The sequence below is a fragment of the Xanthomonas sp. NCPPB 2922 genome (genome assembly GCF_041520885.1).
Classification (GTDB): Bacteria; Pseudomonadota; Gammaproteobacteria; order Xanthomonadales; family Xanthomonadaceae; genus Xanthomonas; species Xanthomonas campestris.
Genome location: NZ_JBGOFY010000035.1, coordinates 15,192 through 29,851, shown reverse-complemented (window position 1 = coordinate 29,851; position 14,660 = coordinate 15,192). Strand labels below are relative to the sequence as shown.

The following is a 14,660-nucleotide window of genomic DNA, read 5'->3' as shown; positions in this document are numbered from 1 at the left end:
TAGTGTTTCTCGGTGTCACTGGGTGGGCGCAGCGGAACCGCAGCCAGGCCACCCAATCGAGCAAAAAGCAGCGCTTCTTAGCACTATTAGTCGGCTTAGTGCAGACAGTATTTGCACACTTAACAACACCGAGACACCGGAACCGGCATGCGCAGGCCTAGCCGAGACCCCGGCGATGCAAACAGCGCTACCACATGAACTTCATTTCGCAGCCAATGTAGTTGCTGTCGCGGCCACCGGCGGCATGCACGGTCTCGCCGGCCTGGTAGTGGACCGCTTCGATGGCGGTCTGCAGGTGCGTGCTCAGCTTCCAATCACCACGCAACTGCAGGTAACGGCCCGTCCAGTGCGTGCCGGTACCTGCTGTGCCGGCCAGTGGAATGTCCGGCTGCACGTATACCGCATCGGCGATGCTCTGGCGCCATTGCAAACCCAGTGCCGCGGTGAGGCTGAGCTGGGCGGTTGGCTTGATGGTGAGCATCGGTTTGATCACCAGCAGGTTGGTGTAGCCGGTGTAGCCGGCCAGGGTGATGTACGAGCCATTCGGGAACAGCGGGTTGAAGGTTTCAAGCTGGTCGTCGTCGGGATGCCGGTCGCCAGAGGCGGTATCGAATTGCAGCCCAAAACGTGGCGTCAGTGTGATGTCTTGTAGCGTGTAACCAGCCTTGATGCCCAGCGCCCAGGCACGCGCACGGCTGCGGCCCACCTTGCCGCGTTGGCCCATTGCCTCCAGGTCCCAGTCCAGTGCGTGCTGCACGCCTGCGAAGCGCACATCGAGGATATCGCGTCGCTCATCGCCAGCGGCATCCAGAAAGCTGGCGTCATCCTGCTGATAGCGCGCGTAATACAGCGACAGTTCGTCGGTGCCCAGGACGTGGCGCTCCACACGCACGGTGTCCAGGCGCAGATGCCGGTTGGAGACATCGTCGAAACTGCGCGCATCGGCGTATTGCACAGGCTGGCTGACAAAGGCAATCCAGCGCCACGGGCCGGTCTCGTAGTTCATCCACACGGCATCGAAGGACTGGCGCACATTGGGGCCATCACGCAATGACACAAACCGCTGCAGGTCGAATGCAAACTCCTGCCGTCCCACGCGTACCTTCATGTCGCCCGCGCCCAGTGGCGTGGTGTAAGCGACGAAGGCCATGCGTAGATCGGTGCGGTTGGCGTCGGCCGGGCCGATGCGGCGTTTGTCCACGGCGCGTACATCTTCCAGCTGGGTAAACACCTGCCAATGCGCACCAATGCGCAGGTCTGCATGCACTTGCAGGCGATGCAACAGATAGCTGTCACTCTCGCGGCCGATGCCCAGCGCAGGCGTGTGGTTGCTTTCGAAGCGCTCGCGCAGGTTGATGCCGAACGACGCATACGCTGCGTCACCAAGCGGCACATATTTCAGCCGATCGAACGGCTGGGTACGCAGCGCGGGATCGGCAAGTGGCGACCAGTCCTCCTGCCAGCGGTTCGACTTGATGGCCGGGCGCGCAGGCATCGCGGCAGTCGCATCAATGGATGACTGTGCCCACGCATCGGTGCAGGGGCACAGCAGTAACAGCAACGTCAGGCGGAACGACATATGCGATCAGGAGTGCGCATCGGCATGCAGCTCGGCGACATAGCCGCCGGGAAATTCCACCATCGCCGAATGCCGGCCCGACCCCGCCACGGCAGGCACCAGCACCTTGGCACCAGAGGCGGTGGCGCGCGCGAGCGTTGCTTCCAGATCGTCCACTGCGTAGCCGGTGAGCTCGTGGCCGTACGGATAGGGCAGGTGGCCGTCGGTCACCAGTACCTGCAGTGCGCCGAAGCCGGAGCTGATTGCGATGCTGCGGTAGGTGTCGCCTGGCCGGCCCATCAGTGCTGCATCCGCATGGCGGTCATCGCGCAGCACCTTTCCATGCGAGAACTGCAGCCACGCTTTCACGAACGCATCGGCGCGATCCGGTGAGACATACACGCGGTTCTCCGGGATCGTGGCCAGCGGCGCGTAGTGCGGCGCGGTGTCGTGCCAATACAGTTGCATGGCGACGCCACCCGGCCAGGCGATCACCGCATCCATGCCAATGGGATCCTTGAACGGCGCCACCAGCACTTCCGCGCCGGCCGCCCGCGCGGCGCTCACTGCTTGCTGTATGTCGGTGACCAGGTAGCCGGTGCGTTCGTTGCCGAACGGGTGCGGCACCGGCGTACGAAACCCGAACAACGATACCGTGCCTGCCGGCGTCTGTACCAATTGCGAGCTGGTGCTACTCGGGGTTGGCGTCACAGTCGCGATCACCTGACGCGTACTTTGCCCGCCGAAGGTGGCGGTGAAGCTGCGCACGAATGCGTCCACATCGTTAGGTGCAACGTAGACGTGCGTGGTGTCGTACTGCGGGCCAACCGACACCGGCGCTGCGGCACCGGCAAGCACGGGAGTGAGCGCGCTCAATAGCAGCGCGGCGGACAGGCTCAGGGTGAGAATCGGACGCATGGGAATTCCTTTGGGGTGAGGACGCTGCTGCTTGCAGGGGTGTGCAATCGAAGCGGTTGCGGCGAGTGGTGACGTATTGAAAACGCGTTCTTGCGCTGTCTGCCGGTCGGCACGCTGTTCATCGCAGGAGTGCTTGTGTCGGAAGGTCCCGAATGGGTGCAGTGGCTTTCTGGCGTGCTGCGTGGATCTGCAACGACTCGGCGGATTAACCGATGCGCTTGCGCGGTTTTTAGAACTGCGGCGGCCGTAGCCAACCGCAGGCGGCACGGTGTGCATCAGATCGAACTGCACCGGCCACTCTTATGTGTCGTGCTCGTTGTCACGCCTGGGCGGCGGCAATGGCGGCGCAGAAAGCACATCCGCCGGTGCACGTTCGCCCTTGGGCAGGTGGCCGAACATATGCGGCTTGACCTGATGGCCGATCCACGAGGTCTCGCTGTGGCTGCGCGTCGTCAGCTGACGCACAAGTGGGGGCAACTGCTCGCCGACCAGGATGCCGAGCAACCCGATCAACGCAATGACCGGCGGTGCTGGCGAGCGCACGTTGAGCAGGCTATAGATCACACCGACTAGCAGGCCGGCGCCAAGTGAAAGCAGATAAGGCTTCATCACGCATCTCCCTGCTTGAGCGTCCGCTGCGCACTGGCCGTGACATCTGCAACAGCCAGCCGTTGCTGGCGATCGCCACCACACTCGCGCGCAACACGCGCTGCGTACCTCTGTGCCGCGGGGCTTGTACTACCGAAGAACAACGCGCCTACCTTGCCGAAGGGCGGGGGCAGGGACAGGGTGCGGCCAACGAGCGCGTGGCTGTGGCGCGAAAAATCGGACGACGTCATTGACGTGATCTCTCTGGAGGGGGGACCACCAGGTCATGACATCTCACGACACCAGCGGTGTCGTCCATGCTGGGCGCTGCGCGACGAATCCAGAACACCGCGTCGGGGCAGTGCCCAATGCCCCGATCGGGGGATGCGCCGTACGTTACGCAGCGCGTGGCCGGAGCGCCTTGGAACCAAGCAGGGCCCATACTTGTCAGACAAACGTATCGTGCAACGACCGCGCAATGTTTCTGCTAAAGGTCTCTGATTCGGGATCTACTCATCATCTGTGACGTCGCTTTCGGTTTAGCTAAGCGTAGCGCTCGATCAAGCACACGATCCACGCCAAGTGAGGAGCGCGGATAGAAACAACACTAACTCCGGGCAATGCATCGCTACAGAGATTCATCGCACAGCATTTGCAAACGACGAAGCGCGCGCCTCGATATCAGTGACTGACAAACGCCTCGATGTTCTGCACGAGATTGCGGCAGGTGTAGGGTTTGCTCAGGAAGCTCGTGCGCGGCGGCAAGCCCTTCGGTGACGATCCCAGGCCCGAGGTCAATATAGCCGGGAGGTTATTGCCGTCGGCCCGGAGGTAGGCAATGAGTCCATACCCATCCAGGAGACCGGGCATCTGAAGGTCGGTGAACAGGAGCGCGATTGCAGGGTGCGCATCGATCAGCTCGAGTGCTTCTTGCGCATCAGCAGCGGCGACAACGCCGTAGCCCTTGTCTACCAACAGCAGCATGGCGATCTCGCGCAAGCCGGCATCATCGTCGACCACAAGGATCAACCGTTCGATTGGAGCGGGCATGAGGCAGGACTTCATCAGATCGACTCGCAACAATACGTCGCGCAAATGAAGGCTGCGTGATCTACTGGTAAGCTATGAACGCAATGCAAGACTTTCCTGACCATCGTTATCGGCAAATGGTCGAGCTATCGCTGGATTCCATCAAGGAAATTTCGCTCGATGGCCGCGTGGTATTCGTCAACTCGCACGGCTTGGCCAGGGTCGCGGCGCGCAATGCGGAGGCCGTCATCGGCAAGCAGTGGGCATCGCTGTGGCCTGAGGAATTCAGGCCCAGGATCGAAGAGGCGCTCGCTGCGGCGGCGCGTGGCGAGTCGCAGCGGTTTGAAGCCGAATGCACCACCGACGATGGCCACCGGCACTTCTGGCTGGTGTCGACAAACCCGCTGCGTGCTGCCGACGGCCATGTCGAGGCGGTGCTGGCGGTCAATCGCGATATCACCGAACGGCGCCAATCCCAGCAGGCGCTGCGCACGCTCAATGACAGCTTGCGCACCCAGCCCGAGCTGCTGGGCCCGCAAAGCGAGCTTGCAGACGCGATTGACCAGGAACTGCAAAGCTATAGAAATGCTTCGGCGCCGGAGATCGAAGGCGAGCTCGACATCGCACGCGCTGCGCAGCGGCTGGCCGAAGCGGTCGCCGAGCGTGCGCAGGAAGGAGAGGCCGTCGGCCAGCTCCTGGCCGGCGTCGTGCACGACCTGAACAACGTGCTGCAAACGGCCGGCGCGGCCATCGAGATGGTGCAGACGCGCGCGTCGGTCATCGGCCAGGACAAACAGCTTCTGGGGATGGCACAGAGCGCACTGCAGAAAGGCTCGATCATGGCGCAGCGCTTGTTGGGGTTTGCGCGCCACCATCCTTATGCCCCCGAGTGCATAGACCTGGGCGACCTGGCGGAGCGCCTGATGCCGCTACTGCAGCAGGCGGCGGGAAGTACTGTTGCGGTCGAATTACATCAAGAAGCGTCAAAGCGGTTCGTCCTGGCCGATGCGCACTCGTTGGAGCGCGCGCTCTTGAACCTGGTGATCAACGCACGCGATGCCTGCGCGGAAAGCGGTCACATTCGCATCACCTTGGGCAACCAGACGACGAGCGATGCCACCGACGCCGACGATCGTGCGGCAGGCGAATACGTCACGCTTGCCGTGCAGGACAATGGCAAAGGCATTGCACCTGATGTGCGTGACCGGCTGTTCGATGCGTACTTCACCACCAAGCCGTTAGGCAAGGGCACCGGACTGGGGTTGGCCCAGGTTGACGGTGCGGTTCGGCAAGCCGGTGGATTCATCAATGTCGATTCCGAGCCGGGCCATGGCGCTCGTTTCATCCTGGGCTTCCCAGCGGCGGATACGCAGTGCCGCCCTGGCGATACTGCCAGCGCGCCGGGCCAACAAACCGACTAGGTGTTTGATGCCAGGTTTTGATGGTGCAGTATTTTCCCTCGATGGAAGGAAGCACTACGGGCCGGGTTCTGCACGGGAGCGCCACCACCACAGAGTCGATCCGTTGAGCGATACAACGATGCACGAAGGTTCGAAACGGGACATCGCTTACCAAGATCGCACAGCTCTCCCGCACTCCGGCTGATCTGCCCCGCGCAACGGCACTGCAAGCGAATGCCTCTGGCGCCTGACCCAATGTCAGCCACTGTCCTGAAGCCTTCACATGCCACCTGGCGCTAGCGCGCATGATCCTGGCTCTAGCGGCGCTCACGCCGCACAGGTCCTGTCTCCATGCTTCCACCACGGAAGGCTTCTGCGTTTTCTCTCTGGTGGCAGTCGATTATCCAACCAGCAGCACTACCAACACAGTCGGCGCGTAATGCTGGAATTCCCAGCGCAGCCCTGCTCGGCGATGAACAAATGGAGGGTCTGGCACGTGCGCTGGCAACCTCGCATGTGCTCTACACAGGGCCGGCACGGGAGTTGCTGCTATCGGGGCTCAGACGCAATCAACGGGCGCTTGGCAGTGCAGCAGTGCAGCTGAGCCAGATGGTTGCTGAGGGGGTGCGCATGCATCCCGCCGGGGAGTGGTTGCTGGACAACTATTATCTGGTTGAAGAGCACATGCGCCTGGCGCGACTGCATCTTCCGCCGGGCTACAGCCGACAACTGCCGCGTCTGCAGACGACAACCGCGACTGGCCTGCCGCGTGTCTACGAGCTGGGGCTGCAGGTTGTTGCGCATGGCGATGGCCGTGTGGACGCAATCACGCTGAGTCGCTTCATCGCTGCCTATCAACAGCTCGCGCCGCTCAAACTTGGCGAGCTATGGGCGGTTCCAATCGTGCTCCGGCTGGCCTTGATCGACAACGTGCGCCGCATCGCCGACGACATCATGCACGATGGACGCGATACCCATCTGGCCGCGCAGTGGGCAGCGTTGCTCAATGCCACCGCTGCAGCGCAGCCCAAGGATGTCGTGGCCGTCGTGGCCGACATGGCACGCTCGCAGCCGCCCGCCACCGGGGCATTCGTGGCTGAGCTCACCCGTGGTATCCAAGGCCGCGGCCCCGTGTTGTCGATGGCCAGTGCATGGGTGGAGCAATGGTTGGCCAGCGAAGGCCACAGCGTGGAGGGCTTGGTGCATGCCGAGAGCCAGCGCCAAGCCGCCGAGCAGGTGTCGATCAGCAACAGCATCGGAAGCCTGCGTTTTCTGGATCAGATGGATTGGCGCGAATTCGTCGAGAGCATGAGTTTGGTCGAGCAGACCCTGCGCAAGGATCCCGCCGACGTCTATGCGCGCATGGATTTCCAGACCCGGGATGCCTACCGCCACGTAGTGGAATCGCTGGCGCAGCACATCCGCGGCGACGAGACAGAAGTGGCACAGGTCGCGTTGCAGCTGGCGATGCGGGCCGACGACCGGAGCTCGGTCGCCGCACATGTGGGCTATTTCTTGGTGGATGCGGGGCTACCCACGCTGCGTGCAGCACTGCGCGCGCCACATACGCCTGCGCAAGCGTTGCCGATCTCGCACCGGCCGCAGGCACGCAGGGTGCCGCTGCCAATCTATCTGGTGCCGATTGCACTGATCTCGCTGCTATGGGCCGGCCTCCTGATGCGATGGCTGCCGGCCTTGCCGTCGGCTGTGTGGTGGTCTGTCGCCGGCCTTGCGGTGCTGGCCGCCAGCGAGCTGGGGATCGCGCTGGTCAACTGGGTGGCAACGCTGTGGGTGCGTCCGCATCCATTGCCTCGCATGGAGTTGCGCCTGGGCATTCCGCCGGACTGCCGCACACTGGTGGTGATGCCCAGCATGCTGGCAAACGCGGCGGCGATCGATGAGCTGGCTGCCGCGCTTGAGGTGCACGCGCTGGCCAATCGCGATGCACAGCTCTACTTCGCCCTGCTCACCGATTTCCTGGATGCGCCAGAGGCATCGCTGCCGGCCGACGCGTCGTTGCTAGCGCGCGCGGCGCAGCACATCGAGCGGCTCAACGAACGCTATGCCGATGCGCACGGCGACCGATTCTTCCTCTTGCACCGGGCACGCCAGTGGAATGCAGGCGAGCGCTGCTGGATGGGCGCAGAGCGAAAGCGCGGCAAGCTGGAAGCCCTCAACCGGCTGCTATGTGCCGAGGACGTGGCTCTGCAAGCTGCGACCGAGTTCCTGCAGGTGCAAGGCGATGTCACCGCATTGGTGCATGTGCGCTATGTGATCACCCTGGACAGTGACACCCAGTTGCCCAGGGATGCTGCCCGTGCGCTGGTGGGTGCCATGTCGCATCCACTGAACGTGCCGCGCCTGGACGCGACCGGCCAACGCGTTGAAGCCGGCTACGGCATTTTGCAGCCTGGCCTTGGCACCGGTATGAGCGAAGGGGGCGAGTCGCGGTTTGCACGCATGTTCGGCATCGAACCAGGCATCGATCCCTACACACGTGTGGTGTCGGATGTGTATCAGGACCTGTTTGGCGAAGGCTCGTTCATCGGCAAGGGGATTTACGCGGTGGCGACCTTTGAACAGGTCTTGGCCGGTCGCTTCCCCGACAACCGCGTGCTGAGCCACGACCTGCTGGAAGGCTGTTACGTGCGTGCCGGGCTGCTCAGCGATGTGCGCCTGTACGAGCGCCACCCACAGCGCTACGCCACGGATGCCAAGCGCCGTGCGCGCTGGGTGCGCGGCGACTGGCAATTACTGCCGTGGCTGCTGCCGTGGGTGCCTGACCGCGACGGCCGATATGCGCCTAATCCGCTGTCGTGGCTATCGCGTGGCAAGTTGCTGGACAACCTGCGCCGCAGTCTGGTGGCACCGGCCGCCTTCGCCCTGTTGTTGACCGGTTGGTTGGCATCGCCGACACCCGTGCGCTGGACGCTCTGGTTGCTGCTGCTATGGCTCTTGCCAGGGCTGTGTTCGGCAGCGTATGCGCTGGCCCATCCTCCTGAGGGATTGGCATGGCACCATCATGCGCGCCAGGTGGCGGTGGGGCTGCGTCAATCGATGCTGCGCATTGGCGTGGTGCTTGCCTGCCTGCCATTCGAAGCCGGACTGCAGCTGGCAGCCATCGCGCGCTCGCTGGTGCGCATGGCAGTTACCCACCGCCATCTGTTGCAGTGGGCGCCGTCCAGCGAGGTGGAACGTGGTGCGCGCAGTGGCGACGCAGAGCATCGGGTCATGGCAGGCGCTGCCTGCACCGCGGCGCTGGTCGTCGCAGCGGTGGCCTGGTTGGCTCCGTGGGCGTTGTGGGCCGCGTTGCCAATGGGGCTGAGCTGGATGGCAGCGCCTTGGTTGATGGCGTGGCTGGGCGAACGTCCCGCCGCGCCGGTGGCACAACTGTCGCAGGAACAGCGCGTGTTTCTTGGCGGATTGGCAAGGCGCACCTGGGCATTCTTCGAGACCCATTGCACGGCGCAGCATCACTGGCTGCCGCCGGACAACGTGCAGGAGTATCCGGAGACCATGGTGGCCAGCCGTACCTCGCCGACCAATATCGGCCTGGGCCTGCTCGCCAACCTGGCCGCCTACGACCTGGGCTATCTGACCATGGGCGGGGTGATCGCGCGGGTGACCGACACGCTGACCACGTTGGAAGGGTTGCCGCGTCATCGCGGGCATTTTTACAACTGGTATGACACCGAAACTCTGGCGCCGCTGTCGCCACGCTACGTGTCCACCGTGGACAGCGGCAACCTTGCCGGGCATCTGCTGACCCTGCGCCAGGGCCTGCTGGCGCTGGCAGATGCGCCGCTGCTGCACTCAGCGCTCTTCGATGGGCTGTCTGACACCGTTGCCGTGCTGGCCGAGCAGCCGCGTGGTGATGGTGACGGTGCCGCTCTGGTCGCAATGACCCACGCACTGGATGGGGTGCGTGAGCTACCGGTGCCGACGGTACTGCAAGCCAAAGCGACATTGCAGCTGCTGCTGGCGCAAGGCCAACTGATGCGGGCAGCACATCAGGGTCGCGGCAGCGATGCGCCCGATCCTTGGCTGCAGCGTTTAATGGACACCTGTGAGGCGGTGCTGGCCGAGCTGAGCCATTGCACCTCTGCAGAGGCCGATGCCGAGACAGATGCGCCGGTAGCGCACACCAGCCATGTCGCAACGCTGCGGCAGCTGGCCGCAACCGATGGTACGCCCAGCACGCAGCGCTGGGCCTCTACACGTCTGCAGGAACTGGAGCAGCTGGCGCAGATCGCAGGCCGCTTGGCGGAGATGGACTACGACTTTCTTTATCGCCCCGCGCAGCAGTTGTTGTCGATCGGCTACAACGTCGACGAGCGCCGCCTGGATGCGGGGAATTACGATCTGCTCGCTTCGGAAGCGCGTCTGGGAATCTTCGTGGCGATTGCGCAAGGCAGGTTGCCGCAGGAGAGCTGGTTCGCCCTCGGGCGCACGCTGACCGATACCGGCGGCGAGCCGACGCTGCTGTCGTGGAGCGGCTCGATGTTCGAGTATCTGATGCCTGATCTGGTGATGCCAAGCTACCCGCAGACGCTGTTGCATCGCTCGATGCGCGGCGCAGTGCAGGCGCAGATCCGGTATGGCGTGGCGCGCAATGTGCCCTGGGGCGTGTCCGAATCCGGCTACAACACGGTGGATACGCAGCGCAATTACCAATACCGCGCCTTTGGAGTGCCTGGGCTCGGACTCAAGCGCGGCCTGGGCCAGGATCTGGTGATCGCGCCTTACGCCAGTGCAATGGCGTTGATGGTCGAACCGGATGCGGCGTGTCGCAATCTGCAGCGGCTGCATGGGTTGGGATTTGGCGGGCAATTCGGTCTCTACGAAGCGATTGATTACACGCCGGCGCGCGTCCCGCGTGGCACCCAGCATGCGGTGGTGCGCTCTTTCATGTCGCACCATCAGGGCATGGCGCTGCTGGCGCTCGACCAGGTGCTGCGTGATGCGCCCATGCAGGCCCGCTTCATGGCCGATCCACAATGCCAGGCAACGGCATTACTGCTGCAGGAGCGCGCGCCGCGCGCCGGTGTTTACCTCAAGGGATTGACCGACGCCGAAGATCGACCAGTGCCCAGCGAGGCGGGGATGGCGTTGCGCATCTATCGCGATCCGGACCTGCCGCAACCGGCGCTGCAGCTGCTCTCCAATGGGCGTTATCACGGAATGCTGACCTCCGCCGGCGGTGGCTACAGCCGCGCGCGCGACATGGCCGTCACACGCTGGCGCGAGGACGGTACCCGCGATCATTGGGGCACGTTCTGCTATCTGCGCGACGTGGACAGCGGTGCTACATGGTCGGCCGCACATCAGCCGACCTGCGTACCGGTGGAGCGCTACGAGGCGATCTTTTCGGATGCAAAGGCCGAGTTCAAAGGCAGCCACCAGGGCTACGAGAGCCATCTGGAAATCGCCATCTCCGCCGAGGACGATGTGGAGCTGCGGCGACTGCGCATCCGCAACCGGTCACGGCAGACCCGTGTCATCGAAATCACCACCTACGCCGAAGTGGTGTTGGCACCGGCCGCCTCCGACGAAGCGCACCCAGCGTTCAGTAACTTGTTCGTGCAGACCGAAATCCTGGCCGACAAGCAGGCGCTGCTGTGCACGCGGCGCGCGCGTGGACATGACGAAGCGCAGCCGTGGATGCTGCATTTGGTTGCCGTCCACGATGCAGATGTGGCGTCGATCTCCTACGAGACCGATCGGGCCGCGTTCGTCGGCCGTGGCCGAAGCACCCGCAACCCAGCGGCATTGAGCGGGCAGGGCATGTTGTCCGGCGCCGCAGGTTCGGTGCTTGACCCCATTGTGGCTATCCGTTGCCGCATCGCGTTGGCGCCAGATCAGCAGGCGCAGGTGGACATGGTCTACGGCGTTGGCACCCAGCGCGAGGCGTGCAGCGCACTGATCGACAAATACCGTGACCGCCGCCTGGCTGACCGCGTGTTCGATCTGGCACTGACACAGAGCCAGGTCACGCGCCGACAGATCAACGCCTCGCTGGAAGACGCGATGCTTTACGAACGGCTTGCCGCGCGCGTGCTCTTCGTCGACCCGCAATTGCGCGCCGATAGCGACGTCTTGCTGCATAACCATCGAGGACAATCGGCGCTGTGGAGTCATGCCATTTCCGGCGACCTGCCGATCGTGCTGCTGCGCATCGCCGACCCGGACAATGTGGAGCTGGTGCAGCAGCTCGTACAGGCACATGCGTATTGGCGGCTCAAGGGGCTGCGCGCGGATCTGGTGATCTGGAACGAGAGCCAGTCCGGTTACCGGCAACAGCTACAGGACACCATTCTGGGGCTGATCGCCGCCGACCCGGAAGCCAATGTGCTGGACCGCCCAGGCGGCATTTTCGTGCGTGCCATCGAACACATCTCGCAGGAAGACCGGATCCTGCTGCAAACCGTGGCACGTGCAATCCTCAGCGACGCCAACGGCACGCTTGCCGCACAGTTGGAGCGCCTCGCCGGCCGGCGCGCGCAGCCGCCGCTGCTGGAACATCTGCCGCAGCAGGCCGATCTCACCGATCAGCCTAGCGCGTCGGTGCTGGAAGTTGCAGTCGCGCAGGCTGAGGCAGGCCAGCTGCTGTTCGACAACGGCCTTGGTGCGTTTGCCGTCGATGGTCGCGAATACTGCATCACCCTGGACGAGGGCACGACCACGCCGGCGCCGTGGTGCAACGTGATGGCCAATGCGCAATTCGGCACCGTGGTCAGCGACAGCAGCCCCGGCTATACCTGGGCCGAGAATGCGCATGAGTTCCGGCTGACGCCCTGGCATAACGACCCGGTCGGCGATACCTGTGGCGAAGCGTTCTACCTGCGCGATGAGGAGACTGGCCAGGTGTGGTCGCCGATGGCGCTGCCGTGCCGCGGCAGCGGGCGTTATACAGTGCGCCACGGCTTCGGCTACAGCGTCTATAGCCATACCGAACATGGCATTGCCAGCGAGCTCTGGGTGTTCGTCGATGTAGAGCAGCCCATCAAGTTCAGCCATCTACGGCTGAAGAACCTCTCCGGCCGCGCGCGTCGGCTTAGCGTGACTGGCTATGTGGAATGGGTACTCGGTGACATCCGCACGCGCTCGCAGCTGCACGTGGTGAGTGAGGTGGATTTGGCAACCAGCGTGCTCACTGCACACAATCCATACAACACCGAGTTCGACGGCCGCGTCGCCTTCTTCGATGCCGATGCGCCCAGCCGCAGTATCAGTGCCGACCGCAGCGAGTTCCTGGGCCGCAATGGCGACATGCAGGCGCCAGCCGGGCTGTCCCGGCAGCGGCTGTCCGGGCGGGTCGGCGCAGGGCTGGACCCATGTGCGGCGATCCAGATCCCGGTGACCCTGGAGGCCGGACAGAGCATGGAGACGGTGTTCCGGCTGGGCGCGGCCAGCAGCCGCGATGCGGCGCTGGACGTGGCGCGGCGCAGTCGTGGCGTGGCCACCGCACACGCGGCATTGCTTGCCGTGCGCACGCATTGGGAGCAGGTGCTTGGCACCGTCCAGGTGACCACGCCCGACCCGGCAGTGGACCTGTTGGCCAACGGCTGGCTGCTCTATCAGACCATTGCCTGCCGGTTCCTGGCGCGCAGCGGCTATTACCAATCCGGAGGCGCTTACGGGTTTCGCGACCAGTTACAGGACAGCATGGCGATGGTGCACGCGCAGCCAGAGCTCAGCCGCGCGCACCTGCTGCGCAGCGCCGCGCGCCAGTTTCCGCAAGGCGATGTCCAGCATTGGTGGCATCCGCCACAGAACCGCGGCGTGCGCACGCAGTGTTCGGACGACTTCTTGTGGTTGCCGCAAGCCATTTGCCGCTACCTGGACACCACCGCTGACAGCGGCGTGCTCGATGAACTGGTTGGTTTTATTGACGGGCGTGCACTCAAGGCCGACGAAGAGTCGTATTACGACCTGCCTGCTGTGACGGGCGCGCTGCAGTCGCTCTATGCGCACGGCGTGCTCGCACTGCAACGCGGCATGGCACATCTGGGCGAGCGTGGTTTGCCGTTGATCGGCAGCGGCGATTGGAACGACGGCATGAATCGCGTCGGCAAGGAAGGGAAGGGCGAAAGCGTGTGGCTGGGGTTCTTCCTCTATGACACACTGCTGCGTTTTTCTGCCGTGGCGGTGCAACACGGCGACCACGCCTTTGCCGCTACCTGCCAAGCACACGCGCAGACCCTGCGTATTGCGCTGGAGCGGCATGCCTGGGACGGGCAATGGTATCGGCGCGCCTGGTTCGACGACGGCACGCCGTTGGGGTCGCATACGTCGGACGAGTGCCGCATCGATTCGCTGTCGCAAAGTTGGTCGGTGTTATCCGGCGCGATGGATCCGGCACGCAGTGCGCAGGCCATGGATGCAATGCACCAGCAGCTGGTCGATGCGGACGCAGGCGTCGTCAAGTTGTTGATGCCTCCATTCGATCGCACCGGGCATGACCCCGGCTACATCCGCGGTTACGTGCCCGGCGTGCGCGAAAACGGGGGGCAATACACCCATGCAGCGGTCTGGGCGGCGATGGCCTTCGCGCACCTTGGCGATAGCGCCCGGGCCTGGCAGCTCGCCGGGCTGATCAACCCCATTTACCATGCGCTGGATGCGCAGGCAGTGCAGCGCTACAAAGCCGAACCTTACGTGCTGGCCGCCGACGTCTACGCGGTGGCCCCGCATACCGGTCGCGGCGGCTGGAGCTGGTATACCGGCGCAGCGGGCTGGATGTATCGGTTACTGACCGAATCCCTGCTCGGTCTGCAGCGGCGCGGCACGCGTCTACAGATCACACCGTGCATTCCGGCCGCATGGCCGGGCTACCAGCTGCGTTATCGGTACGGCACTAGCACCTATGTCATCGACATCACCCAGCGTAAAGGCGGAGATGCCAGGCTGGAGGTGGATGGAATACCCCAGGCAGCGCTTGCTTTCACCCTGATCGATGACGGCGCGGTCCACGCTGTCGCTCTGGAGTGGCCGGGAGACGCGACATGAGCATCCGCACCAATACCGATCACCAGCTGTCCGACCTGGGCAAGATGCTGGCCGTATGGCCACAGCGGGTGCGCGATCCAAGCCAGTTCGAGGGTCGGCAGGGAATCATTACCTCTAGGGCCAGAAGCCGCCTAAGCGACTGAAATGCAGGCTGATTG

General features: G+C 63.9%; 7 protein-coding genes. 3 read left to right on the top strand and 4 right to left on the bottom strand.

The window, feature by feature from the left end:
- Positions 1-187 precede the first annotated feature (187 nt).
- The 4 genes from ACD584_RS21225 to ACD584_RS21210 form a co-directional block, all read right to left on the bottom strand.
- Entirely contained in the window at positions 188-1,579 is a 1,392-nt protein-coding gene (locus ACD584_RS21225) for an alginate export family protein (RefSeq protein ID WP_175611445.1), read from the bottom strand.
- A 6-nt stretch (positions 1,580-1,585) separates the two neighbouring features.
- The gene (locus ACD584_RS21220) at positions 1,586-2,476 is read right to left on the bottom strand and encodes a VOC family protein (RefSeq protein ID WP_076035662.1); all 891 of its coding nucleotides are present in this window, start codon (positions 2,474-2,476) and stop codon (positions 1,586-1,588) included.
- A 300-nt stretch (positions 2,477-2,776) separates the two neighbouring features.
- The gene (locus ACD584_RS21215) at positions 2,777-3,085 is read right to left on the bottom strand and encodes a XapX domain-containing protein (protein ID WP_076035663.1); all 309 of its coding nucleotides are present in this window, start codon (positions 3,083-3,085) and stop codon (positions 2,777-2,779) included.
- Positions 3,086-3,745: 660 nt separating this feature from the next.
- Positions 3,746-4,114, bottom strand: coding sequence for a response regulator (locus ACD584_RS21210; RefSeq protein ID WP_042596147.1), 369 nt, complete (start codon positions 4,112-4,114; stop codon positions 3,746-3,748).
- Between the two features lie 74 nt (positions 4,115-4,188).
- Here ACD584_RS21210 and ACD584_RS21205 point away from each other — a divergent pair, with 74 nt between their 5' ends.
- The 3 genes from ACD584_RS21205 (at position 4,189) to ACD584_RS21195 (ending at position 14,645) form a co-directional block, all read left to right on the top strand.
- Positions 4,189-5,514 (top strand): nitrogen regulation protein NR(II), encoded by a 1,326-nt coding sequence (locus ACD584_RS21205; protein WP_175611446.1) that lies wholly within the window; start codon positions 4,189-4,191, stop codon positions 5,512-5,514.
- Between the two features lie 330 nt (positions 5,515-5,844).
- Positions 5,845-14,502: a GH36-type glycosyl hydrolase domain-containing protein gene (locus ACD584_RS21200; RefSeq protein WP_076035664.1), complete on the top strand. Its 8,658-nt coding sequence runs from the start codon at positions 5,845-5,847 to the stop codon at positions 14,500-14,502.
- Positions 14,499-14,645, top strand: coding sequence for a hypothetical protein (locus ACD584_RS21195; protein ID WP_175611426.1), 147 nt, complete (start codon positions 14,499-14,501; stop codon positions 14,643-14,645). Before ACD584_RS21200 ends, ACD584_RS21195 begins: the two co-directional genes overlap by 4 nt.
- The last annotated feature ends 15 nt before the right edge of the window (positions 14,646-14,660 follow it).